Source organism: Serratia sp. J2, from assembly GCF_046269175.1.
GTDB classification, from domain to species: domain Bacteria; phylum Pseudomonadota; class Gammaproteobacteria; order Enterobacterales; family Enterobacteriaceae; genus Chania; species Chania fonticola_C.
The window spans coordinates 119,597-144,327 of record NZ_JBKABN010000007.1 but is presented as its reverse complement, the minus strand read 5'-3'; the positions used below and the strand labels follow the sequence as shown (position 1 = coordinate 144,327).

At 52.7% G+C, this 24,731-nt stretch carries 26 protein-coding genes and 2 tRNA genes; 17 read left to right on the top strand and 11 right to left on the bottom strand.

The genetic code is table 11. From position 1 onward, the window contains the following. Positions 1–3: 3 nt before the first annotated feature. The 4 genes from sodC to ACKWMY_RS09910 form a co-directional block, all read right to left on the bottom strand. Positions 4–528, bottom strand: a complete 525-nt coding sequence (gene sodC, locus ACKWMY_RS09925) for a superoxide dismutase [Cu-Zn] SodC (RefSeq protein ID WP_309046392.1) — start codon at positions 526–528, stop codon at positions 4–6. Between the two features lie 515 nt (positions 529–1,043). Continuing rightward, a complete protein-coding gene (locus ACKWMY_RS09920) occupies positions 1,044–1,940 on the bottom strand; it encodes an aldo/keto reductase family oxidoreductase (RefSeq protein ID WP_024529907.1) in 897 nt (298 codons plus the stop codon). Positions 1,941–2,048: 108 nt separating this feature from the next. Next, a complete protein-coding gene (locus ACKWMY_RS09915) occupies positions 2,049–2,288 on the bottom strand; it encodes a DUF1289 domain-containing protein (protein WP_021804547.1) in 240 nt (79 codons plus the stop codon). Between the two features lie 21 nt (positions 2,289–2,309). Continuing rightward, a complete protein-coding gene (locus ACKWMY_RS09910) occupies positions 2,310–3,239 on the bottom strand; it encodes a LysR substrate-binding domain-containing protein (RefSeq protein ID WP_199062316.1) in 930 nt (309 codons plus the stop codon). Between the two features lie 138 nt (positions 3,240–3,377). Here ACKWMY_RS09910 and ACKWMY_RS09905 point away from each other — a divergent pair, with 138 nt between their 5' ends. From ACKWMY_RS09905 to rnt, 6 genes are all read left to right on the top strand, one after another. Beyond that, positions 3,378–4,019 (top strand): NAD(P)-dependent oxidoreductase, encoded by a 642-nt coding sequence (locus ACKWMY_RS09905; protein ID WP_409486243.1) that lies wholly within the window; start codon positions 3,378–3,380, stop codon positions 4,017–4,019. Positions 4,020–4,130: 111 nt separating this feature from the next. Further along, entirely contained in the window at positions 4,131–5,765 is a 1,635-nt protein-coding gene (gene eptA / locus ACKWMY_RS09900) for a phosphoethanolamine transferase EptA (RefSeq protein ID WP_409486242.1), read from the top strand. Between the two features lie 227 nt (positions 5,766–5,992). After that, entirely contained in the window at positions 5,993–6,598 is a 606-nt protein-coding gene (locus ACKWMY_RS09895) for a TetR/AcrR family transcriptional regulator (RefSeq protein WP_029711408.1), read from the top strand. An 81-nt stretch (positions 6,599–6,679) separates the two neighbouring features. Further along, on the top strand, positions 6,680–7,777 hold the full coding sequence (locus ACKWMY_RS09890) for an alkene reductase (protein ID WP_261160435.1): 1,098 nt from the start codon (positions 6,680–6,682) through the stop codon (positions 7,775–7,777). Between the two features lie 329 nt (positions 7,778–8,106). Beyond that, complete coding sequence (gene gloA / locus ACKWMY_RS09885; protein WP_024529901.1) at positions 8,107–8,514, top strand: lactoylglutathione lyase; 408 nt, start codon at positions 8,107–8,109, stop codon at positions 8,512–8,514. A 69-nt stretch (positions 8,515–8,583) separates the two neighbouring features. Next, positions 8,584–9,264: a ribonuclease T gene (gene rnt, locus ACKWMY_RS09880; protein WP_021178094.1), complete on the top strand. Its 681-nt coding sequence runs from the start codon at positions 8,584–8,586 to the stop codon at positions 9,262–9,264. Between the two features lie 85 nt (positions 9,265–9,349). On the opposite strand, the gene ACKWMY_RS09875 is transcribed toward rnt, so the two are convergent. Next, entirely contained in the window at positions 9,350–9,697 is a 348-nt protein-coding gene (locus tag ACKWMY_RS09875; protein ID WP_172413932.1) for a Grx4 family monothiol glutaredoxin, read from the bottom strand. Between the two features lie 409 nt (positions 9,698–10,106). On the opposite strand from ACKWMY_RS09875, the gene ACKWMY_RS09870 reads away from it, so the two are divergent. Beyond that, positions 10,107–10,922, top strand: a complete 816-nt coding sequence (locus ACKWMY_RS09870) for a C40 family peptidase (protein WP_024529900.1) — start codon at positions 10,107–10,109, stop codon at positions 10,920–10,922. 229 nt (positions 10,923–11,151) lie between these two features. Beyond that, the gene (sodB, locus tag ACKWMY_RS09865; protein WP_021178097.1) at positions 11,152–11,730 is read left to right on the top strand and encodes a superoxide dismutase [Fe]; all 579 of its coding nucleotides are present in this window, start codon (positions 11,152–11,154) and stop codon (positions 11,728–11,730) included. A 65-nt stretch (positions 11,731–11,795) separates the two neighbouring features. Here sodB and ACKWMY_RS09860 read toward each other — a convergent pair whose 3' ends face one another. Beyond that, the gene (locus ACKWMY_RS09860) at positions 11,796–11,885 is read right to left on the bottom strand and encodes a YnhF family membrane protein (protein ID WP_158006235.1); all 90 of its coding nucleotides are present in this window, start codon (positions 11,883–11,885) and stop codon (positions 11,796–11,798) included. A gap of 324 nt (positions 11,886–12,209) precedes the next feature. On the opposite strand from ACKWMY_RS09860, the gene purR reads away from it, so the two are divergent. Continuing rightward, the gene (purR, locus tag ACKWMY_RS09855) at positions 12,210–13,235 is read left to right on the top strand and encodes an HTH-type transcriptional repressor PurR (protein WP_024529899.1); all 1,026 of its coding nucleotides are present in this window, start codon (positions 12,210–12,212) and stop codon (positions 13,233–13,235) included. Here purR and punR read toward each other — a convergent pair. Beyond that, positions 13,232–14,176: a DNA-binding transcriptional activator PunR gene (gene punR, locus ACKWMY_RS09850; RefSeq protein ID WP_024529898.1), complete on the bottom strand. Its 945-nt coding sequence runs from the start codon at positions 14,174–14,176 to the stop codon at positions 13,232–13,234. The two genes, purR and punR, sit on opposite strands and share 4 nt — an antisense overlap. 125 nt (positions 14,177–14,301) lie before the next feature. Between punR and punC the strand changes: the two genes are divergently transcribed. Beyond that, complete coding sequence (gene punC, locus ACKWMY_RS09845; RefSeq protein ID WP_409486241.1) at positions 14,302–15,507, top strand: purine nucleoside transporter PunC; 1,206 nt, start codon at positions 14,302–14,304, stop codon at positions 15,505–15,507. A gap of 339 nt (positions 15,508–15,846) precedes the next feature. Beyond that, the gene (cfa, locus tag ACKWMY_RS09840; protein WP_024529896.1) at positions 15,847–16,998 is read left to right on the top strand and encodes a cyclopropane fatty acyl phospholipid synthase; all 1,152 of its coding nucleotides are present in this window, start codon (positions 15,847–15,849) and stop codon (positions 16,996–16,998) included. Between the two features lie 40 nt (positions 16,999–17,038). On the opposite strand, the gene ACKWMY_RS09835 is transcribed toward cfa, so the two are convergent. Further along, positions 17,039–17,332, bottom strand: a complete 294-nt coding sequence (locus ACKWMY_RS09835; RefSeq protein ID WP_024529895.1) for an I78 family peptidase inhibitor — start codon at positions 17,330–17,332, stop codon at positions 17,039–17,041. A 36-nt stretch (positions 17,333–17,368) separates the two neighbouring features. After that, positions 17,369–18,019: a riboflavin synthase gene (locus ACKWMY_RS09830; protein WP_024529894.1), complete on the bottom strand. Its 651-nt coding sequence runs from the start codon at positions 18,017–18,019 to the stop codon at positions 17,369–17,371. 279 nt (positions 18,020–18,298) lie between these two features. Between ACKWMY_RS09830 and ACKWMY_RS09825 the strand changes: the two genes are divergently transcribed. The 6 genes from ACKWMY_RS09825 (at position 18,299) to ACKWMY_RS09800 (ending at position 22,854) form a co-directional block, all read left to right on the top strand. Further along, positions 18,299–19,675, top strand: a complete 1,377-nt coding sequence (locus ACKWMY_RS09825; RefSeq protein WP_024486164.1) for an MATE family efflux transporter — start codon at positions 18,299–18,301, stop codon at positions 19,673–19,675. A gap of 192 nt (positions 19,676–19,867) precedes the next feature. Further along, positions 19,868–19,944, top strand: a tRNA-Val gene (locus tag ACKWMY_RS09820). Between the two features lie 21 nt (positions 19,945–19,965). Beyond that, positions 19,966–20,042 (top strand) — tRNA-Val (locus tag ACKWMY_RS09815). 122 nt (positions 20,043–20,164) lie between these two features. After that, positions 20,165–20,470, top strand: coding sequence for a hypothetical protein (locus ACKWMY_RS09810; protein WP_024529893.1), 306 nt, complete (start codon positions 20,165–20,167; stop codon positions 20,468–20,470). A gap of 427 nt (positions 20,471–20,897) precedes the next feature. Next, positions 20,898–22,310: a pyruvate kinase PykF gene (pykF, locus tag ACKWMY_RS09805; protein ID WP_024529892.1), complete on the top strand. Its 1,413-nt coding sequence runs from the start codon at positions 20,898–20,900 to the stop codon at positions 22,308–22,310. A gap of 307 nt (positions 22,311–22,617) precedes the next feature. After that, complete coding sequence (locus ACKWMY_RS09800) at positions 22,618–22,854, top strand: major outer membrane lipoprotein (RefSeq protein ID WP_005165631.1); 237 nt, start codon at positions 22,618–22,620, stop codon at positions 22,852–22,854. A gap of 153 nt (positions 22,855–23,007) precedes the next feature. Here ACKWMY_RS09800 and ACKWMY_RS09795 read toward each other — a convergent pair whose 3' ends face one another. Both ACKWMY_RS09795 and sufE read right to left on the bottom strand, forming a co-directional pair. Beyond that, a complete protein-coding gene (locus tag ACKWMY_RS09795; protein ID WP_261160764.1) occupies positions 23,008–24,027 on the bottom strand; it encodes a L,D-transpeptidase family protein in 1,020 nt (339 codons plus the stop codon). A 280-nt stretch (positions 24,028–24,307) separates the two neighbouring features. Continuing rightward, positions 24,308–24,724: a cysteine desulfuration protein SufE gene (gene sufE, locus ACKWMY_RS09790; protein ID WP_199062312.1), complete on the bottom strand. Its 417-nt coding sequence runs from the start codon at positions 24,722–24,724 to the stop codon at positions 24,308–24,310. Positions 24,725–24,731: the final 7 nt, after the last annotated feature.

Sequence of the window (24,731 nt, the reverse complement as noted above, 5' to 3'; positions counted from 1 at the left end):
GATTTATTTGATTACGCCACAGGCGAAGCGATCGCCACCACCACCCAGAGGTTTGGGTTGATCGGAGTGGTTATCCCCCCCGGCGTGTACCATCAGCGCCTTGCCTTCGATTTCGCTGATTTTCTTCAAGCGCGGAGCCAGGACCTGGGTGTCGGCCATACCGTCCGCCGTGACATAGATTGCTGGCAAATCGCCTAAATGCCCGTTGGCATCATAAGGCCCGAGATGCTTGCCAGTTTTTGCAGGATCAAAGTGGCCACCCGCAGCCAATGCGGCAACCGCCTTGCCTTCTTTCATACCCGGCTCACAGCTGCCTTTCTCATGAACGTGAAAACCGTGCACACCAGCAGGCAAAGCTTTCAACTGCGGGGTGAACAACAGGCCGTAAGGCGTTTCGCTAATTGTGATTTTACCAATGTCCTGACCAATTCCCTGGCCGGTCACCAGATTCATTTCGACATCAACCGTTGCCGCCTGGGCAACGCCGCAGGCCATCAACCCCAATGCCGCACACCAATAACGTTTCATCACTCAATCTCCATGCGATAGTTATAGTCCTTAGGGAGTATATACCGAATTGATTTTGTCACAGTTGCAATTAGCCATTAATCAGAACCACCAGTGAGCTGGTTATAATATTTTGTGACCTTCCTCCCGTTACAGCAATTACACCGCACACTACAATCCACCCGATTTATCGCGGCTTATAGCAGCGAGTTGGGGCGAGGAACCTGTTCTCGGCCAATAACCTGATCCGCTTTGTTGCTCCAGATGAAGGCGAAAATGGCGAAATCGCCGCCTATCGTTTGGATAAGTTCTTGTCCGCTATCGGTCAAAAATATGAATTTAGCCAGGGCAAAGTGTTCGTCTTCACCCACCCTTTAATACTGAATGCATTCTTTAACAAACGGTTGCCAGATTCCTCATGGCAGCCAAACCAAGGGATGCAAGTTGTCGCCTTAGCGTATAAAAACGAAACCTTCGGCGTTATGCAGATGAAGTAGTGGCAAAGGCTGGCACAATGCCAGCCTTACCAACTCAACTTATGGTACGTCGTAACCCAGTGCCGCTTTACGAATGCGGAACCACTGCTGGCGGCTCAAGGTCAGCTCTTGCGCCTTCAGGGCCGAACGTACGCGCTCGATCTTGCCGGAGCCGATGATTGGCAGCGGTGCCGAAGGCAGACGCATAACCCAGGCATACACCACCTGCTCAATGGTTTCGGCACCAATTTCTTGTGCCACCGTTTGCAGTTCATCACGTAGCGGCTGGAACTCAGCGTCGCTGAATAGCCGCCCGCCTCCCAGACAAGACCAGGCCATCGGTTTGATACGCAGTTGCTGGCATTGGTCCAAGGTGCCGTCGAGGATCGCTGGCTGATAGATCGGGGAAATTTCGATCTGGTTGGTCACCAGAGAGAACGGCAGACGTGATTGCAATAAGGAAAACTGTGCTGGCGTAAAGTTCGAAACGCCGAAATGGCGCACCTTACCGCTTTTATGCAGCGCCACAAAGGCCTCTGCTACCTCGTCGGCTTCCATCAACGGATCGGGACGATGGATCAACAATAAATCCAGGTAGTCCGTATGCAGGTGCGATAATGACTGCTCTGCGCTGTGCACAATATGTTCGCGATCGGTGATGTAATGCCCAATTGGGTTACCCGGCTTGGCGGTGGTGGCGATGCCGCACTTCGACACCAGTTCCATCCCCTGACGCACCGAAGGCTGTAGCTTGATAGCCTCGCCAAAAGCCTGCTCGCAGGCATAACCACCATAAATATCCGCGTGGTCCGCCGTGGTCACCCCCAACTCAACGTGTTGCTTGATAAACGTCAGCAACTGCTGCGGTGACATGCCCCACTCCATCAAACGCCAGTAGCCGCAAATCATGCGTGAGAACTCGGGCCCAAGTGGTGCCAGCTTAATACGATTCAGCATTGTTAAACCTCATGACAATAGTTAACGCCAGCATACACAAGCGCCCAAGCCGTAGGAAACGCAAAAGTGGCCTTAACGTGCGGCGGATCGAAAAAATGAGCAATAAAGTTAAAACAGCGAGGGCTGCTCTGGCGGGATCTCTTCTGGCTGCTTGCCGGTTCGCAGTGAGCGCAGGTAACGCTGGCGACACAGGCGCAGAACGTCCTTTTTCTGGACATCGTTCATTTGCATCCAGCCAAAGCGCTCCTCGCGGCTGCGCAGGCAACCACGACAATAGCCGCGCTCATCGGCCTGGCAAATACCACGGCACGGGCTTGGGATGTCAAAGAACTCGAGTTGCTGCGCCACACGTCCTCCTGCGTTGTCATGCTAATTGAAGACGTCATCGGGGCCATTGGCAAGTGGCTTTTCCCCATGACGGCGAAAATATTCTCGCAAATAGTGCAGCGCCTGGCGCGTTTTCTCCGGCAGAACCCGCTCCAGAGTCAACGCATGCAGCCGATATGGCGCTGGCCGCCACTGCGGTAACAGGGCGATTAATTCCCCCCGGCGCAGTTCATCACCAATTTCATACAGCGGTTGGCCGGAAATCCCCAAGCCATTGCGGGTAAAGGCCCGGATCACGTTCATGCTACCGCTGACAACCTGCCCCGCCGCCAGGCGTAGTTTGAATGTTTCGCCCGTATGGTGATGCAAATCGAGATGTAACCCGTGACCACTGCCGGTGATCCAGCGGTGTTGCACCAGCTCCTGAGGCGTTTCTGGTACGCCATGCTGGCTAAGATAGCGCGGCGCGGCACAGAGCACCATGGGCCAGGCGGTCAGCGGGTGAGCAATCAGGTTGGTATCTGCCAGTTGCAGATTTACGCGCAGCGAGATATCTACCCGCTGCTCGATCATATCCACCACCTGGTCATCGGCCAGAATACGCAGCGTCAGCTTTGGGTGTGCCAGCAGCAAGGGAGCCAAGGCCTCCGCCAAGGGGCCGCTACCGATCCCGACGGTGGTGGCAATGCGTAGTTCGCCCACCAGCGTATCCCGCAGCTCCGCCAACCGCTGCTCCGCGCGCTGTGCTTCCTGCAACATGGCTTCGCAACCTGGGTAGAAGGCTTCCCCCGCATCGGTTAGTGCCAGCCGGCGAGTGGAGCGATGCAATAACGCCACGCCCAACGACTTTTCTAACGACCTCATATGCTGGCTGACCGCAGAGGGCGTCATCTCTAGTCGACGGGCCGCCGCAACAAAAGACCCCTCGGCCACCACGGTGGCGAATACCGCCATTCGATTCAGTTTATCCATGATTATGAAGTTTTACTTAATCAAGAAAGCATAAATATGGCACTAATCAGCCGCATTGTTAAGGCTTATAGTATTTCTACTGCGCCGCCACTGAGTGGTACGGCAACCCGCTAAAAAACATTTCACAGGAGAGACCTCATGAAAGTCGCCATTATTGGAGCAACCGGTTTTGTTGGCCGTCGCGTAGTGGATGAAGCTTTGGCCCGCGGCCTGCAAGTAACCGCCATCGCCCGTCAGAAAAAAGATCTGCCGGATAATGCCAATCTCACCGTCGCCCTGGGTGACGTGGCCGATGGCCCGTGGTTGGCACAACAGTTAGCTGGACATGATGTCGTGATCAGCGCCTACAACCCTGGTTGGGCTGAGGCGGATCTGTATGAGAAAACCGCTAAAGGTGCCCAACAAATCCTGGCAGCGGTAAAACAATCCGCGGTTAAATGCCTGCTGTACGTTGGCGGTGCCGGTAGCCTGGAAGTGGCTCCGGGAGTTGAGCTGGTTGATACCCCGCAGTTCCCGGAAAATATTCGTCCAGGGGCCCAAGCGGTACGGGATTTACGTAATGCGTTGAAAAAAGAAACCCAGCTGGATTGGACCTACCTTTCCCCTGCCGCGTTGCTGGAACCCGGCAAGCGTACCGGCCAGTTCCGTTTGGGCACGACGCAATTGCTGATGAAGGGTGAAGCTCCGGCCAATATTTCGGTAGAAGACCTCGCGGTTGCCATTATCGATGAGGTTGAAAAACCGCAGTTCATCAAGGCACAGTTTACCGCGGCCTATTAATTATCCGCCAGCGGCTGTAATCGTTGCAGCCGCTCACTACGTCTAAGGTTATCTTAAGTTTCCTCTGGTAAATTTCAGCGCATTACCTAATAGCAGGATCCAGATTTGGCAATGCGCTTACGTCAATCATTACAATGCAACAGCTTGGGTTTTATCCTGGCTTGCGCCCTATTTTTCACAGTTTTCCAGAACCTGCTATTTATTCACCAGGCCTGGTCATATATCAATTTTGATAGCGTACATAGCGTCATTTTTGCGGCGACTATGCCGGTGGTTATTTTCTGTGCCCTGAATATTATCTTCAGCGTATTAACCATTCCGTTCCTGCGTAAACCCCTGGTTATTCTGTTGCTGCTCGGCAGCGCGGCGGCCAACTATTTTATGTTCAGCTATGGTGTGGTGATTGACGGCAATATGATGCAGAACGCCTTCGAGACCAACGCGCAGGAAGCAACGGCGTTGCTCACCCCTCGTATGGGGTTATGGCTGCTATTGCTGGGCATCTTGCCTGCCGTTTTCGTGTGCTTGGTGCGCATCAATAAAACCCGCCCTTGGTGGTACATGATTGGCCTGCGCGCGGCCAACGTGATGCTTTCCGTGGTGGTGATCCTGTTGGTTGCGGCGTTATTCTACAAAGATTACGCCTCGCTGATCCGCAACAATAAAAGCGTGGTGAAAATGCTCACCCCAAGCAATTTTGTGGCTGGCACCATCAAGTACGCTCAACACCGCTATTTCCACCAAAATCTGCCGTTGGTCAAGATTGGTGAAGATGCCCATTTAGGCCCGGTGATCAACAGCCAGGCCAAAAAGACCCTGGTGATCCTGGTGGTCGGCGAAACCGCGCGGGCAGAGAATTTTTCGCTAGGTGGTTACGCACGCGAGACCAATCCCCGCTTGAAGCAGGACGATGTGGTTTATTTCAAAAATGCCAGTTCCTGCGGTACCGAAACGGCTATCTCCGTGCCCTGCATGTTCTCGAACATGCGACGCAGCGATTACGACGCCACCTTGGCCGCTCATCAGGAAGGCATGCTGGACGTGATGGCACATGCCGGAGTCAACCTGCTGTGGCGCGAAAATGACGGCGGTTGTAAGGGGGCCTGCGATCGCATCCCACATATCGACATGACCAGGCTGAAACTTTCACAGTATTGCGATGGCGATGTCTGCATGGATAACGTGCTGCTGCACAAGCTGGACGATTATATCAACGGCCTGAAAGGGGACGGAGTGATCGTACTGCATCAGATGGGGAGCCACGGCCCGGCCTACTATCGCCGCAGTACGCCAGAATTACGTCAGTTCTCACCGACCTGTGACAGCAACCAAATCCAGGACTGTACCCACGAGCAACTGGTGAATACCTACGACAATTCACTACTGTACACCGACGCCATGCTGGACAGCACCATCAAGCTGTTGCAGCAATACAGCAGCAAATTCAATACGGCAATGGTCTATCTTTCCGATCACGGTGAATCGCTCGGGGAGAATGGCATGTACCTGCACGGTACGCCTTATATGTTCGCGCCTTCTCAGCAGACCCAGGTGCCTTTCCTGATGTGGATGTCGGCCGATTATGAACGCAATTTCGGCATCAACCGTCAATGTCTGCAATCTCTGGCGGATACCGAAAAAGTTTCACAGGATAATCTGTTCCACACCCTGTTGGGGATGGTAAACGTGCAGACACGGCAGTATCAGCCTGACCTGGATATTCTGCAGCGCTGTCGCAAGGCTTAACCTTAGCCGCTCCCTCTGGCACAATAGTTATAAACGGACACCGCATGCAGCTAGACGAGCGCTTTTCGGGCGCAGCATGCGGCGCCCCTTAGGTGTGATGGCGTGAGCAGGTCCGCTACAGAGGGCTAAGCAGGCTGCAATGTTTGCCGTATGGGCCGAAATTTTTATCCGTTTTTTTTATCTGCGACTTGACCTAGACCAATCGGTCTATTATTCTCATTTCCATTATGACAAAACAGACGAATTGCAACGGGGATACCCGAGAACATCTGCTCGCTACCGGCGAAACGCTCAGCCTGCGCCTTGGTTTTACCGGCATGGGCCTCAGTGAGTTGCTCGCTACCGCTGGCGTGCCCAAAGGATCGTTCTATCACTATTTTCGCTCGAAGGAAGCTTTTGGCGAAGCGATGTTGCAACGCTATTTTGCCCATTATGACGCTCAAATGCAGGCGCTGTTTGCCGACTCCCGTAGCGATGCGCGTAATCAGTTATTAAGTTATTACGCCCAGGCCATCAGCTTCCACTGCCGTAGTGAGTGCCATAATGCTTGCCTGGCAGTGAAACTCTCCGCAGAGGTCAGCGATCTTTCTGAACCTATGCGCCATGCGTTGGAAGCGGGCACCAGCCGCGTGATCGGTCATCTGCAAGACGCGATCGAACGCGGCATCCGTGAAGGTTCACTGTCTATCACCATGAGCCCGGCGGCCACGGCGGAAACGCTGTACTCGCTGTGGTTGGGCGCATCGTTGCGGGCTAAAATCCGCCACTCGGTCGCCCCACTGACCTGTGCGCTGGAAAGTATCGAATTACTGTTGCGTCCAGCGCAACCATAACCCCCATTTTTTACCCGAAAAACATGTTAGCGAAATTGTTCACCATCACTAGTCGACTGGTCTAATACTATAGGATGCACTATGAAGATTGAAAAATTGTTCTCTCCGCTCAAAGTTGGCCACACCACCCTGCCCAACCGTGTGTTCATGGCTCCGCTGACTCGTCTGCGCAGCATCGAGCCAGGTGACATCCCAACGCCGTTGATGGCGGAATATTATGCGCAGCGTGCCAGCGCTGGCCTGCTGATCACCGAAGCCACCCAGATTTCTTTCCAGGCGAAAGGTTATGCCGGAGCACCCGGTCTGCATACCCCAGAACAAATCGCCGCGTGGAAAAAAATCACCCAGGCAGTACATGACAAACAGGGTCATATCGCTGTGCAGCTTTGGCACGTAGGGCGTATCTCACACTCCAGCTTGCAGCCGGGCCAGCAGGCTCCCGTCGCGCCTTCAGCGATCAATGCCGAAACCCGCACCACGGTACGTGATGAAACCGGTGCCTGGGTTCGTGTGCCAACCTCTACCCCGCGCGCGTTGGAAACCAACGAAATTCCGGGGATCGTCAGCGATTTCCGTCAGGCAGCGGCCAACTCGCGTGAAGCCGGTTTTGACTATATTGAACTGCACGCCGCACATGGTTACCTGCTGCACCAGTTTATGTCTCCGGCATCCAACCAGCGTACCGACCAATACGGTGGCAGCATTGAAAACCGTACCCGTCTGACGCTGGAAGTGGTCGATGCCAGCATTGCCGAAATCGGTGCCGATCGCGTTGGTATCCGTATCTCGCCGTTAGGCCCGTTCAATGGCTTGGACAACGGCGAAGATCAGGAAGACGCGGCGTTGTATCTGATCGAAGAGTTGAACAAGCGCGGTATCGCCTACCTGCATATTTCCGAGCCGGATTGGGCCGGTGGCAAGCCTTACTCAACCGCGTTCCGCGATGCAGTAAGAGCACACTTCCAAGGCGTGATTATTGGCGCGGGTGCCTATACGGCGGAGAAAGCGGAAGAGCTGATCGCCCAAGGCTTTATTGATGCCGTCGCCTTTGGCCGCAGCTATATCGCCAACCCAGATCTGGTGGAGCGCTTTAAACAACAGGCTCCGCTCAACGAGCAGCGTGCCGATTTCTTCTACGGCGGTGGTGCCGAGGGTTATACCGACTACCCGACCCTGTAAGTGAATTAAATTGACTTTGCACTCAGCTAATTAGGTGCGCTAAATACCGCGACACCTCAGGTTGAGGTGGGTGGGAGCCATACAGGTTAGCCGACCGTTGAGCGCATGGACGCGCGATACGAGCCTCCATGGATGGATCCACGGCGTGTCGGCGTTCTGTCTGGCCCCCGCCTGCCGTACTATTATCCGCAGCCATATTTATTTGTGACAACGTCACCTATACCATCACCTACCACATGCGTTGAATTGCCTTATGCGACAAGGCTATACTGTCTGACGCTGTTCAAGTCACCTGCCGTCAGCCGCGGCATATCCAATCAGAGGAAATTATGCGCTTACTCCATACCATGCTCCGTGTCGGCGATCTGCAACGCTCCATCGACTTCTATACCAAGGTATTAGGCATGCGCTTACTGCGTACCAGCGAAAACACCGAGTACAAATACTCGCTGGCCTTCGTGGGTTATAGCGATGAAAGCGAAGGCTCGGTCATCGAACTGACCTATAACTGGGGCGTCGACAGCTACGAGATGGGCTCCGCTTTTGGTCATCTGGCGCTGGGCGTCGATGATGTAGCCGCTACCTGCGACAACATCCGTCAGGCCGGTGGCAAAGTCACCCGCGAAGCCGGCCCAGTCAAGGGCGGTACCACCGTGATTGCCTTCGTCGAAGATCCGGACGGCTACAAGATCGAACTGATCGAGAACAAGCACGCAGGTCACGGCCTCGGTAACTGAGGTTTCTCCAGGGCGCTCCATGCGCCCTGCTTTCTATCTCCGCTGCACCAAGACAAGAAATTTGTCATAATGCGCGCTGAATTCGCTAAAGATAAGAAACTGATGGCCGAAAAAAGTGATCTTAACGCCCTGAGTGGCCGTTTCCGTGGGTTTTATCCCGTTGTTATTGATGTGGAAACCGCCGGGTTTCATGCTCAGACCGATGCGCTGCTAGAGATTGCCGCCGTCACGCTGAAAATGGATGAAAATGGCTGGTTACAGCAAGATGAAACGCTGCATTTTCATGTAGAGCCGTTTGAAGGGGCAAACCTGCAACCGGAAGCGCTGGCCTTCAACGGTATCGATCCACATAATCCACTGCGTGGCGCAGTGAGTGAATATGATGCGCTGCATGCGATTTTCAAAGCCGTGCGTAAAGGCATTAAGGATCAGGGCTGTAACCGGGCAATCATCGTGGCGCATAATGCCAACTTTGATCACAGTTTCCTGATGGCCGCCGCCGAGCGTGCCAGCCTGAAGCGCAACCCGTTCCACCCGTTCGCCACCTTTGATACCGCAGCGCTTAGCGGGCTGGTATTGGGGCAGACGGTGCTGGCTAAAGCCTGTATTGCCGCCGGCATGCCGTTTGATAGCAGCCAGGCGCACTCAGCACTTTATGATACTCAGCAAACCGCCCAGCTATTCTGTGAACTGGTCAATCGCTGGAAACGTCTCGGTGGCTGGCCGATTGCCAACGTTGAATCGCAATAGCTTGCTGGCAAACTGACAGACATAAAAAAATCGGGCGGCACTGATAAAGGTGCCGCCCGATTTTATCTGGTAAACCCCTAGGCCATTAAGGCTGTTGGTCTTCCTGATCTTTATATTTCTCGGCCGTTTCTTTGATCAACGGCTGCAGTTCACCACGCTGGTACATCTCGATGATGATATCGCAGCCGCCAACCAGTTCACCATCGACCCACAGCTGTGGGAAGGTTGGCCAGTTGGCGTATTTTGGCAGCTCGGCGCGAATATCCGGGTTTTGCAGAATATCAACATAGGCAAAGCGTTCGCCACAGGCAGAAAGCGCCTGCACGGCCTGAGCAGAGAAACCGCAGCTTGGCAATTTCGGTGAGCCCTTCATATACAGCAGGATCGGGTTAGCAGAAATTTGCTGCTGAATTTTTTCAATCGTCGTCATTATTGCTTCCTCAAGCCACATCATGGCTACAACATGCATCACATTGTCTATTGTAGCGGCAGGACCGGTGCCAAGAAAACGCCATCTTTTGCAGGGACATTCTCTGATTGCCTCAGCAAACGCTGCGGTCACACCGAGCTGGTTAAAACATGGCCCCAGAATAACATTTTTAACCCGGACGTTTCACTATTATATTTGTGCAGCCCAATGCCGCGAGCAATAAGCCAACCGCATGATCCATGTCGCTTTTTTAGCCACTAGACGCTTGATTTTGCAACAATAAAAATGCCATTAACGTTTTCTCACAATATGAATTAGTATTTATGAGATCCACGCTGTTTTATAGGGTGAATTTCGGGAATACTGTGACTCATTCGATTTCTGTTTCGGAGCCAAGGTTGGTAACGTCGATATGCGGTTAATTATTACACTTTTTGTGCTGCTATTTACGCAGCTCTTCTTCAATTTGGCGCACGCTGCGCCACAGGCACGTGTTTCTGCCGAGCAGCGCAAGAGTCACGTTAATGAAGCCCGGCCAGACGACCGCAAAAAAAAGAAAGCGGAGAAAGCCAATAAAAAAGTGAAGGCAGCCACCCCTCCGAAAACGCTAAAAAACAAACAAGCAACCTTAAAGAACGCAAAAAAAACCACCAGCGTTAAAACCAAAAACCAGGTAACCAAAACGGCCAAGGTCAAAGTCACCCCGCCTAAGAAAGGCTATAAAAAAGGTTATGGTCGCCATCGTGAGGAAGGCAAGGCCACAGCAAAATTGGCTGGCCACGAAAAGCCTCTGAAACTTTCTGCCGCCCACAAAAAACGCTATCAGCACGCCAAGCAGACCGCAATGGCCAAGCTGATGGGGCAAATGGGTAAACCCTACCGTTGGGGTGGATCTTCACCCGGTACGGGCTTCGACTGTAGTGGGCTGATTTATTACGCGTACAAAGACGTTGTCAAAATCAAAATGCCGCGTACCGCCAACGAAATGTACCACCTCCGAGATGCTGCGCCGATCAAGCGCAATGAGCTTGAGATGGGCGATCTGGTGTTCTTCCGTATCAATAACCGTGGCACAGCCGATCACGTTGGTGTCTATCTTGGTAACGGCAAGTTCATCCAGTCACCGCGTACCGGTGAAGAAATTCGTATCAGTCAGTTGGATAATGACTATTGGCAGAACCATTATATTGGCGCCCGCCGCGTAGTGACCCCAACCACCATTCGTTGACTTGGCACGGCTGAGCCTAATGCTCAGCCGCGCACTCCTCTCCCAAAAAAACAAAAAGCCGCTGCGACTTCAATCAATCAGTCACTTGGCACACTTTGGATGTTCTTTTCGCTCGGAAAGTTGTTAAGATTAATAACCATAACAAAAGTGGTGCAATCGCGTTTTTTCGCCCTCGGCCACCAAGGCCCACAGTGTCGGAGAGACGTATTGTCTATAAAAGGAGAAAGCAATGTCGTTTGAATTACCTGCATTACCATATGAGAAAAACGCTCTCGAACCGCACATTTCCGCAGAAACGCTGGAATACCACTATGGCAAGCACCATAACACCTACGTGGTTAACCTGAACAACCTGGTGAAAGGCAGCGAGTTCGAAGGCAAATCCCTGGTCGAGATCGTCAAGACCTCCACCGGTGGGGTGTTCAACAACGCCGCTCAAGTCTGGAACCACACCTTCTATTGGCACTGCTTGTCACCGCAAGGTGGTGGCGAACCAACAGGCGCAGTGGCGGAGGCCATCAATAAGTCATTCGGCTCTTTCGCCGCCTTCAAAGAGCAGTTCACCGATGCCGCCGTGAAAAACTTCGGCGCTGGCTGGACCTGGCTGGTGAAAAAAGCGGACGGCAGTCTGGCAATCGTCAGCACCTCGAACGCGGCAACCCCGCTGACTGGCGCAGACGTTCCGCTATTGACCGTTGACGTGTGGGAACATGCTTACTATATCGACTACCGCAATGCGCGGCCAAAGTACCTGGAAAACTTCTGGGCGTTGGTGAACTGGGCGTTCGTGGCAGAAAACCTGGCTTAACGGCAGGTGGCTAGCTAATAAATAAGGCGCAGCATCAAGCTGCGCCTTTGTTTTTCTGCTGCGGCTCAGTTCAATGCGGCAATAAAACTGAAAGCAATAATCATTGCCAAAGCACCCACGGTGGTGAGTAATGACATCTTCAAATTGGTATCCATATACAACTCCCTCTCAGATTGGCTTTTCCAGAGCATAAGCCACACAGTTTATACGTCAAATCATTTTCCCACAGTCCGTGATTAAAATCTTGTTTTGATTTCCCCACTGATAATTACCGATTAGCTCTTCCACTTTTCTTCAATATGCGACAAAATCCGCAGTTCACAACTGCGTACCGATAAACTGCCCCTCCCTGTTCAAGCGATTTACGACTTCAGCACTAAAAACTCAGTTTTCGCTTATCTGGGGAAGGATCTACGCAGGCAAACGATTAACATCATACTTACATGCTGTAACATGTGGGTTTAGGAGTCATTTTTTACATGGCAACGATTAAAGATGTGGCCAAACGCGCTGGCGTTTCTACCACTACCGTTTCGCACGTTATCAATAAAACGCGTTTCGTCGCCGAAGATACCAAAACGGCCGTTTGGGCCGCTATCAAAGAGCTGCACTATTCACCCAGCGCCGTGGCCCGCAGCCTCAAGGTCAACCATACTAAATCGATCGGTTTGCTCGCCACCTCGAGCGAGGCCCCCTATTTTGCCGAAGTGATCGAAGCGGTAGAAAACAGCTGCTACAGCAAAGGCTATACCCTGATCTTGTGTAACTCGCACAATAATCTGGATAAACAGCAAGCCTATCTGGCGATGTTGGCGCAAAAACGTGTCGATGGCCTGCTGGTGATGTGCTCAGAGTATCCAGATCAGCTACTGGGCATGCTGGAAGATTACCGTAATATTCCCATGGTGGTGATGGATTGGGGTACCGCGCGCGGAGACTTCACCGATACCATTATCGACAATGCCTTCGAGGGCGGCTACCTGGCAGGCCGCTACCTGATCGAGCGTGGCCACCGGGACATCGGTGCCATTCCGGGTCAACTGGCACGTAATACTGGTGGGGGTCGCCATCAGGGCTTTCTGAAGGCCATGAAGGAAGCCAACATCGAAGTGCGCGAAGAATGGGTCGTGCAGGGGGATTTCGAGCCCGAATCTGGCTACAAAGCCATGCATCAGATCCTGTCGCAAAAGCATCGCCCCACCGCCGTTTTCTGTGGCGGTGATATTATGGCCATGGGGGCGATCTGCGCCGCCGATGAGCTGGGGTTGCGTGTACCACAGGATATCTCAGTCATTGGCTACGACAACGTGCGTAATGCCCGCTACTTCACCCCAGCGCTGACCACCATTCACCAGCCGAAAGAGCGCCTGGGTGAGATGGCCTTTACCATGCTGTTGGATCGCATCATCAGCAAGCGTGAAGAGTCGCAGGTGATTGAAGTACATCCAAAACTTATCGAGCGCCGCTCAGTTGCCGATGGTCCTTTTGTCGATTACCGCCGTTAACTCATGTTGGGGCGCATGTGAACTGCCCCCGGATCCTCTTCACTGAGCCATTCCTGATTGAGCGTTTCGCTATCGCCCAGATAATCCAACAGCCAGGCCATGGCCGGCGACTGGGCGTTTTGCTGCCAGGTCAGGCAGCAGGCGCTGGGTGGGAAAGGCTCATGCAGTGGCAACACCACCAGTTCGCCACTTTGTACCAACGGCAATACCCGATGCGCGGGCACCATGCCCACACACAGCCCGGCACGCAAACAATCTACCGCCGAAACCCAGTCCGGCACGGTCAGCCGCCGCTGGTTGTCCAGCGACCAGGTCACCCGCTTGGGTAAATTGCGCGAAGTATCCTCCAACAGCAACGAGGGATAAGGCCGTAGCTGATCGTCGCGCAGTTTTCCTTGCATGGCAGCCAGCGGATGCTTGGCATGGACTACGCAGAGCCAATTCATAAAGCCCATATCGCGAAAGGCAAAACCACCGCCCACTGGCACCGCCCGCGTTGCGCCGATGGCCATCTCAGCGCGACCATCGACCAGCGCATCCCATACGCCGTTAAATACTTCAGGCTGCACCATCAGTTCCACATCGGGGAAATGGCGATAAAAATCCAGCACCAATTGGCGGCTGCGCTGGGGTTTGACGATCAGATCGACCGCAATCCGCAATTGCCCGCGCCAACCGTTGGCCACTTGCTGACACTGTCGTCGGGTATCAAGCATTTTTTTGATAACAACCCGCGCTTCTTTAATAAACAGCGCCCCCGCAGGCGTCAGTTCCACATCCCGGTGACGGCGTTCAAACAGTGGCACCGCCAGCCATTGCTCCAATTGGCGCACCGTATAGCTCACCGCAGAAGGAACACGGTGCAGCTCCTGTGCCGCCGCGCTGAAACTGCCGGTCCGTGCTACCGCATCTACCACATCGAGTGAATATTCAGACCACATAAGCTTGCCTTCAAATTTTTTAACAGCACCTTGCAAATATTACCGTTTCACAAGCAGAGATCCAGCCGTATACACTTGCCGGCGCTTCAAAACCTGCGACAGCATAATTTTAACGAGAAATAGCAATGCGAAATTTTGGATTTATGTTCTACCTGGCTGGCCTGAGTATGTTGGGCTATCTGGCTACCGATATGTACCTGCCCGCCTTTGGGGCAATGCAGCAGGATCTGCAAATCTCCGCTGGGGCGATCAGCGCCAGCCTGAGCATCTTCCTGGCGGGCTTTGCCTTCGCCCAGTTGCTGTGGGGGCCGCTGTCTGACCGTATTGGCCGTAAGCCCGTGTTATTGATTGGCCTTGCGCTGTTCGCCTTCGGCTGTCTCGGTATGCTGTGGGTCGAGAACGTGGCACAACTGTGGTCACTGCGCTTTATTCAAGCCATTGGCGTGTGTTCCGCCGCCGTCACCTGGCAGGCGATCGTGGTCGATCGCTACCGCGATGGCAAAGCCAACCGCGTTTTCGCTTCCATTATGCCACTGGTCGCCCTCTCTCCAGCGTTGGCCCCGCTGCTGGGTGCCTGGTTGCTCAACCATATGGGCTGGCGGGCCATCTTCGCCGTGCTGCTGGGGATTACCGCCCTGCTGCTGATCCCCACTTTACTGCTGAAAGACCGCAGCAGACTGGTACCTTCCGCCGATAAGAAGCCAAGACTTGGCTTTATGCAGATTTTGAAATCCCCGGCATTCAGCGGCAACGTGATGGTTTTTGCCGCCTGTTCTGCCGGCTTCTTCGCCTGGCTGACGGGTTCACCCTTTATCCTCGGCGATATGGGGTATAGCCCAAACGATATTGGTTTGAGCTATGTGCCGCAAACACTGGCTTTCTTATTAGGGGGTTACAGCTGCCGTAGCGCGTTAAATCGCATTTCTGGCAAAACCTTGCTGCCGTGGTTGCTGTTAGCTTATGGCGTTAGCATGGTGGCGTTGTATCTGATTGCCACGTTGAGCGAACCAACGTTGACCACGCTGTTGATACCGTTCTGCTTTATGGCGTTAGTAAACGGTGCCAGCTATCCTATTCTAGTGGCCAATGCATTGATGCCCTTCCCCAACAACAGTGGCAAAGCCGCTGCGCTGCAAAATACGTTGCAGTTGGGGTTATGCTTTATCGCCAGCCTGTTGGTTTCGGCATTTATCGCCCAACCGCTGTTAGCCACGGCTAGCGTAATGGTTGCTACCGTATTTTTAGCAGCCTTGGGCTATCTGATCCAACGTGGGAAAGGAACGGATGATACGCAGGTAACACGGCAGGAGCATGCCGACTCCGTCTCATAATTCTCCTTGTAAATAGTCACTTAATGAAAATTCTTGCCGAGCGCGATTTGCAGTTGAGTCTACGCCTCGGCAAGCCTATACTCAAAACGACCTTTTAGAATAACAGTTATACTAAGCTCTTATTGCAGCAACTGCTGCGTACGTGGATGGCATCACACTTTATTTAAGGTAGCATTTACCCGCGTTCTTTGACGCAGGGAGTCTCTTAAATTTCCTCTGTTCCAGTCGGATATCAGACACCACGGTGAAATTTTACCGTAGGTATACGTATGCCCCTGTAGAAATTGTCTACGCTAAATTCTGCAGGATCATAAGTCAGAAGAAGGTGATGGAGAAGCTATGAGTTCATCGTGTATAGAAGATCTGAGCATCCAGGATAACCATTGGTATCGTATCGCTCATGAAATGCTTAGCATGGCCGGTATTGAAATCAATGGTTCACGCCCTTTCGATATTCAGATCAATAATCCCAATTTCTTTAAACGCGTACTGCAAGACGGCTCCCTGGGGCTGGGTGAAAGCTATATGGACGGTTGGTGGGAGTGCGAACGGCTGGACATATTTTTTCAGCGGGTTGTCGCAGCTGGCCTGGAAAAGAAACTGCCACACCACCTGAAGGATATCTTGCGTATTGCCGCCGCTCGCCTGACCAATTTGCAATCCCAAAAACGTGCCTGGATCGTTGGTAAAGAGCATTACGATCTGGGTAACGATTTGTTTACCCAGATGCTGGATCCCTACATGCAATATTCCTGTGGCTATTGGCAACAGGCCACTACGTTGGAAGAAGCACAAGAAGCCAAACTTCGGTTGATTTGCGAAAAACTGCACCTGCAGCCCGGCATGCGGGTATTGGACATCGGTTGTGGTTGGGGCGGCCTGTCTGCTTATGCGGCCAGGCACTACGGCGTTTCCATGGTGGGGGTCACCATCTCCGCCGAACAGCAGAAAATGGCGCAAGAACGCTGTGCCGGGCTGGACGTAGAAATTCTGCTGCAGGATTACCGCGATCTCTACCAGCAGTTTGACCGCATCGTCTCGGTTGGCATGTTCGAACACGTTGGGCCGAAGAACTACCGCACCTATTTCGAGGTGGTGGAACGTAATTTAAAACCCGATGGCATTTTCCTGTTGCATACCATTGGCTCTAACGAAACCGATATGAACGTTGATCCGTGGATCAATAAATATATCTTCCCCAACGGTTGCCTGCCGTCAGTGAAGCATATTGCCCAGGCCAGCGAAGGCCGTTTCGTCATGGAAGATTGGCATAATATCGGCGCAGATTACGATCGTACTCTGATGGCCTGGTATGAACGCTTCAAACAGAGCTGGCCACAGCTGGCATCGCGCTATTCCGAACGTTTCGAAAGGATGTTCAGTTATTACCTTAATGCCTGTGCCGGGGCGTTCCGCGCTCGCGATATTCAACTTTGGCAGGTGGTATTCAGCCCTAAAGGCGTCGAAGGTGGCCTGCGAGTTCCCCGCTAAAATCCTTTACCCCAACCCACAGGGTTGGGGTAAAGGATAATCAACCGCAATAAACGCGAATGATTTTGTCTTCACTGTCACCCAGGAAGTTCAAGCGCTTTAGATTGAAGTCCATGGTTACCATAGAGTTATAAGGAATAGTCCGTACCTGCTGAGGAATATTGACCCCATCCAACGCAGACAGCGGTTTACCCACATAATTCTGATACTGCGCCGCACCACAGGTATCGTCTTCAGCCTCGGCAGACTGTGAGTTCGCCTGTTCCGGGGAGCTTGAACAGGCGGTCAGCGCCAACAGCGCCGCTAACATCATCGTTTTTCTATAAAACTTCACGTTTGGCTCCTATATAGGGTTATCGGTACAGGGTTCTCAGGCTTTGGGTACTGGCGGCTTGGTAACAGCTAACGCAGCCTCACGATTAGCCAACACGCGCTCGACGGTATCCACCACCGCCTGAGTTTGCGGATCGATTTCTATATTGACCTTATCGCCCAGGCGCTTTTTACCTAGCGTGGTGCGCTCAAGGGTTTCCGGGATCAAATGCACACAGAAACGGTTATTGACCACCTCACCTATGGTCAGGCTAATGCCGTCGATGCCGATAAAACCCTTATGCAGCACATATTTCATCAAATCGATATTCGGCATACGCAGCCAGATCTGGCGATTATTTTCCGAGGTATAGATCTTGGTGACTTCCGCAGTACAGATAATATGCCCGGACATCAGGTGCCCGCCGATTTCATCGTTAAACTTGGCTGCTCTTTCCAGATTGACTACATCACCCAGTTTAAGATCGCCAAGATTGGTCAACCGCAGGGTCTCTTTGATCAGGTCAAAGCTGACGCGATTGCCTGCAATCTCCGTGACGGTCAGGCAGCAGCCGTTGTGGGCTACCGAGGCCCCCAGCTCCAGCCCTGGTAACAACTCATCAGGCATTTCAACAACGTGGGTACGGAAGTTGGGTTTTTCATCAACGGCAACCAGCGGGGCGGTGCCTTGTACGATACCGGTAAACATGTTGGCCTCTTCTTTATGACTATGTTCAACGCGCTGTAAGCAGTTTGCCCCAGTTACGGCAGAAAACCAAACGCACAACGGCAAAAAAGCGGTGCCTGCCTAGTTTATGCCCTGGGGGTTAACAGCACTTTAGTTACAAGACGACGAGTATAACTATTTCTTTACAACCTTTGCTTAACCCCGACTAGCAGGTACAATCTTTTCGGCATATTCCGCAGTTTTTAGTTGTTGCTGATGCAGCAACACCCCTTCCCCATAAATAATTAGAAAGGTGTATACGTGCAGAAGTACTTTATTGAGGCGCGTAGTTTATTGGCCCTCGCAATTCCGGTCATCATCGCGCAAATATCCCAAACCGCAATGGGCGTGGTCGATACCATCATGGCTGGCTCTTATAGCGCCACGGATATGGCCGCCGTTGCCGTCGGGACCTCTATCTGGCTGCCGACCATCCTGTTCGGCCACGGTTTACTGTTGGCCTTGACCCCGGTAATCGCCCAGCTCAACGGCGCGGGCCGCCGCGATCGTATCGCGTATCAGGTGCGCCAGGGCTTTTGGCTGGCATCTGGGGTTTCACTACTGATTATCGCCGTGATTTATAACAGCCAGTTGGTGATCGACATGATGCACAACATCGATCCGCTGCTGGCTGAAAAAGCCGTTGGTTTCCTCCATGCCATTATGTGGGGAGCACCCGGCTATTTGTTCTTCCAGGTCGTCCGTGGCCAATGTGAAGGCCTATCCAAAACCAAGCCCGGCATGGTAATCGGCTTTTTGGGTCTGTTGATCAACATCCCGATCAACTACATATTGATTTTCGGCAAGTTTGGCATGCCGGAAATGGGCGGCGTCGGTTGTGGTGTCGCTACCGCCAGCGTGTATTGGATGATGTTCCTGATGATGCGCTGGTATGCCAAACGTGCGTCCTCGCTGCGGGATATCAAGCTGGAGGAAGGTGCACATCGTGGTCCGGACTGGCAGGCGTTAAAACGCCTGATCGGCATTGGCCTACCAGTTGCCCTGGCCTTGTTCTTTGAAGTGACGCTGTTTGCCGTGGTGGCATTACTGGTTTCACCGCTGGGTATCGTCGCGGTTGCCGGACACCAGATTGCCCTGAACTTCAGTTCACTGATGTTTGTACTGCCGCTATCGCTCGGCGTTGGGGCCACCATTCGCGTGGGACACCGTCTGGGCGAAGGATCGGTAGAGGGCGCTCGGATTGCCGCCTATGCGGCGATTGCCGTCGGCATCGCCATGGCCAGCTGCTCGGCGTTGTTCACCGCCGCGTTCCGCGAGTCTATCGCCCTGCTGTATAATGATAACCCTGCGGTCGTGACCATGGCCTCCCATCTGATGCTGCTGGCGGCGATTTACCAGATATCCGACTCCATCCAGGTTATCGGTAGCGGTATTCTGCGGGGCTATAAAGATACCAGGGCGATCTTCTACATCACCTTTGTGGCCTATTGGGTTCTCGGATTGCCAAGCGGCTACCTGCTGGCGCTGACGGACTACATCGTGCCGGCAATGGGGCCAAGCGGATTCTGGTTCGGCTTTATTATCGGTCTGACCTTTGCCGCCATCATGATGGTATTGCGGATGCGTTGGTTACAGCGCCAGCCTCCGGCGTTGATTTTGCAGCGTTCCACTCGTTAATAGCGTTCGCCGGTTTGTCTCAGGCAAACCGGCGAGTTCCTCGCCAGCCATTGCAGAAAAAACCACCTTACTGCACATAAGCTCAGCAATCGCGTGAAATACCAAATAAAATTGCGTTTTTCCCCTTGCCAGCGGCCGGGTTGCTCGTTAATATTCGTCCCCGCTGTCAGCCATGACAGAGAGGAAAAAGATGCGTCTGTAGCTCAGTTGGTTAGAGCACCACCTTGACATGGTGGGGGTCGATGGTTCGAGTCCATTCAGACGCACCAAATTCCTGAAAGTAGCCCAGTGCGTCCGTAGCTCAGTTGGTTAGAGCACCACCTTGACATGGTGGGGGTCGATGGTTCGAGTCCATTCGGACGCACCACTTCTTGTTTCGCTTCCCAGTATTATCTCTCGCCTAACGGTAACCCAATTTAACAGTAATACCGGACAGAGCGTCGGCCCGTCGCGTATCATCAGCGCAGTATCCTGATGGAGGTAATTTTGATGTCGGTTTTTAAATCACAGCTGCCGTTCGAACAACTCGACAATGGCCTCGCCCGCCGCCAAGGGCTAATGAGCGATGGGAGCACCGCCTGGGAAGTCAAATTTGCCGCAGGCACCTTCGACCAACTGCAAAAACGCCCCTATCCCCAGCAAATCCGCATCCTTTCTGGGATCTTCGAGTTCACCGTCGGCAGCGATGTGCATACTCTGATAGCCCAGGAAACGTTGGCGATCCCTGCCGCTACCGTATTTGGCTGTTTCTGTCTGGATGACGGAGTCCTGCTGGAAATCCAGCAAAACGTTTGAAAATGTGAAGTCCGTCACTTTATTTTTCGAAAACATAATCCGTTACAGTAATGCTATTTGCGCAACAAACCCGCTGGCAGGCGGCTTATTTGCGCCACATTTGCTAGCTTTATGTACAAAACTGCCCGCAACTGCGGTTTTTTGTTTTGTTTCCAGCCGCATAGCCTTATAATGCGCAACGTCTTTCAGTTGAATGGTTTCAGCCCTTGATCTGCGAAAACGCAATTACAACCAATTCTCATCCTCGCTTTTTGCGCAGCCTACCCACACCTGGGCATCGGCCGAATTTTTCCACCCCATTTCGACCAAGGTCACCTATCCTTAACTATGTTTTGCATTGCCAGGCACAACCCAAATCCCTTACCGATGGCCTAGCCGCCGGTACCGTTAGTTTTATTATCCATCACAACTTGCAGAAAAAATCGTCATGAAAAAGACCAAAATTGTTTGTACTATCGGCCCGAAAACCGAGTCGGAAGAAATGCTGACCAGCCTGCTGAACGCGGGCATGAACGTAATGCGCCTTAACTTCTCCCACGGCGATTATGAAGAACACGGTAACCGCATCAAGAACATGCGTGCGGTCATTGCCAAAACCGGTATAAACGCCGGTATCCTGCTCGATACCAAAGGCCCGGAAATCCGTACCATGAAGCTGGAAGGCGGCGTTGATGCAGCCCTGGTTGCAGGCCAGACCTTCACCTTCACCACCGACCAGAGCGTTATCGGTAACAAAGAGCGCGTTGCGGTGACCTACCCTGGCTTTGCTGCCGACCTGAAAATTGGCAACACCGTACTGGTGGATGATGGCCTGATCGGTATGGAAGTGACTGCGGTTACCGAAAGCGAAGTGATCTGTAAGGTACTGAACAGCGGCGATCTGGGCGAAAACAAAGGCGTTAACCTGCCAGGTGTTTCCATTCAGCTGCCAGCGCTGGCCGAAAAAGACAAACGTGACCTGATCTTCGGTTGTGAGCAAGGCGTAGACTTCGTTGCGGCTTCCTTTATCCGTAAGCGTTCCGACGTGCTGGAAATCCGTGAGCACCTGAAGGCTCATGGCGGCGAAAACATTCAGATCATCTCCAAGATCGAAAACCAGGAAGGCCTGAACAACTTCGACGAGATCCTCGAAGCATCTGACGGCATCATGGTTGCCCGTGGCGATCTGGGTGTTGAAATCCCGGTAGAAGAAGTGATCTTCGCGCAGAAGATGATGATCGAGAAGTGTAACCGCGCACGCAAAGTGGTTATCACCGCTACCCAGATGCTGGATTCTATGATCAAGAACCCGCGCCCTACCCGTGCAGAAGCTGGTGACGTTGCCAACGCCATCCTGGACGGTACCGATGCGGTGATGCTGTCTGGTGAAAGCGCCAAGGGTAAATACCCGCTGGAAGCCGTCACCATCATGGCAACCATCTGCGAACGTACCGACCGCGTGATGCCTAGCCGTATCGACACCCTGAACGACAACCGTAAACTGCGTATTACTGAAGCGGTGTGCCGCGGTGCGGTAGAAACTGCCGAAAAACTGGACGCACCACTGATCGTGGTGGCTACCAGCGGCGGCAAGTCGGCCAAATCCGTGCGTAAGTACTTCCCTAACGCCGTGATCCTGGCGCTGACGACTAACGAAGTCACTGCTCGTCAGTTGATCCTGAGCAAAGGTATCACCACTCAGATGGTCAAAGAAATCGCTTCTACCGACGACTTCTACCGCATTGGTAAAGAAGTTGCTTTGGCGAGCGGCCTGGCACAGAAAGGCGACGTCGTGGTGATGGTTTCTGGTGCTCTGGTACCAAGCGGCACCACCAATACTGCCTCGGTTCACGTGCTGTAATAATAAACGTGACAACAAATCTGTGACCCAAACGCCGCTAAGCGGCGTTTTTTTTATCTGCAATACCGCACTTTCAGAAAAACGCAACCATTAAAGCGGTTTATTTCGCCAATTTCATTTGAGAGTTGTCCCATAGAATCAGGCTGTTTTCCTTCGATTTTTTAACTATTTTGCAAAACAAGATGCAAGTTTGAGCGAACGATCAAAATAAAGGGCCTTAATACAAAAAATTTATTCTCTTTCGAAAAAAGTTTGTGTAATACTTGTAACGCTACATGGAGATTAACTCAATCTAGAGGGTGTTATAATGAATCGTACTAAACTGGTACTGGGCGCGGTAATCCTGGCTTCTACTATGCTGGCTGGCTGCTCAAGCAACGCTAAAATCGATCAACTGTCTTCTGACGTTCAGACTCTGAACGCTAAAGTTGATCAGCTGAGCAACGACGTGAACGCAATCCGTTCTGACGTTCAAGCAGCTAAAGACGACGCAGCGCGCGCTAACCAGCGTCTGGACAACCAAGCACACGCTTACAAAAAGTAAGTTAGCTTCGGTTATTGAAAACGGTGCACATTGTGCACCGTTTTTTTTTGCCTCTCATTAGCCCCCCTTACAGGCAAAAAAAAGCCCGGCTCAACGCCAGGCTTCAGATTGGTGACGCAAGGGGTATACCACGCCCTTACACAATGCAGGAACTCAGTTCACCGAGCTAATCGGTGCACCAGACTCGCCAGAGGTGTCAGCTCCCTCACCAGGAAGCGCTGTAGGCGGCGTAGCGACCTCAGAAGGCTCTTGCCCTACACTGACCAGCACCGGCATACCTGAACGCCGTACGATGGCGCTGTCGAGCATTGCCTTATCGGTTTGTGGATCGGCAGCAAAGGCTTTCTGATTTTTAGAAAGCGTGATAGGCATGGTCTGGGGATCGTCACTGGCCACTCTAGACAATGGCTGATGTACTTCTACATAGCGTTTGCCGTCTGGCTCCACGGAGACCTTCACCGGTTCATTGACGATTTGCACTCTGGTGCCTTGTGGCACCTGGTTGAACAACGCCTCGATATCGTCCGGGCGCAGGCGGATACAGCCCGAGCTCACGCGCATCCCGATACCAAAGTTGGCATTGGTGCCGTGGATCAGGTATTCACCGTGCCCCATGGCCAGACGCATGGCAAACAGCCCCATCGGATTCTCTGGCCCAGCCGGTATTACCGCAGGCAGAGTCACACCCTGTGACTGGTAGCGCTTGCGGATGTTGGCGGTGGGTGTCCAGGTTGGATTCGGGATCTTCTGGCTGACCGAGGTCACCTTCAACGGTGTATTCATACCGGTCTGGCCAATACCGATCGGATAGACAATCACCTTATCTTCCCCTTTCGGGTAATAGTACAAGCGCAGTTCTGCCAGGTTGACCACAATTCCTTCACGTGGGGTATCCGGCAGCAGCATCTGTGTCGGGATCGTCAGCGCCGACCCCGGTTTAGGCAGATAGGGATCGGTCCCCGGGTTAGCTTCCAGCATGCCCAACAGCCCAATCTTGTAGTCAGCCGCAATGGCTTCCAGCGAACGGCCATCGTTTGGCACGTTGTAAATCGTATTCTCACCAATCAGACGGCTGCCTGGCGGCGGCAATGGGTATTCGTTCGCACTGGCGACCTGGGTGCCGGTCAGTACGGTGGCGAATAACACGCCCATTAGAGTCAACGCACGTTTCATTCTTATCCCTATTGATTTTACGGTTCATTGCAAGGCTAGCGGTCGCTGGCCAGCAGGTAAATAAGATAAATGCTCGTTCGATATTAGCAAGAACCGAGTCAAAGGCAATAAATTGTAAAAAATCAACATGTTATAACGTAATCAAACACAGGAATTGTCAATGCATCGTCAACGAGTAACTGACTGAAATAGCTATGATTTGCGGAAAACAGGCGGAGCTTGGCAGGAATTGTAAAGGCTCATTGACATAACCTGTCATCAATAAGCCTTGGGTGCACGGTCAGGCGAGCTGGGCCGCTTTACTGCGAATAGCGCGGATCATCGCTTCCAAACCTTGAGAACGGGAAGGCGTCAGATGTTGGCTCAAGGCCAGTTCGCCGAAGAATGGACGTACATCCAGATCGAGAATTTGCTGCGGCGTAAGCTGGTGATAAACAATAAACACCACCGCCAGCAACCCCTTGACGATGGCGGCATCGCTATCACCATGAAACTCAACACGCCCTTGCGCATTGTTGCTCATCACGATCCAGACCTGGCTTTGACAGCCAGAAATCAGGTTGGCCGCCTGCCGCTCGCGTTCATCCAGCGCTGGCAACTGGCTTCCCAGCTCGATTACGTACAGGTACTTCTCTTCCCAGTTCAGGCAGCGGGAAAAATTACGCACTAATTTATCTTTGTCCGGCAAATGCGCCATATTGCTC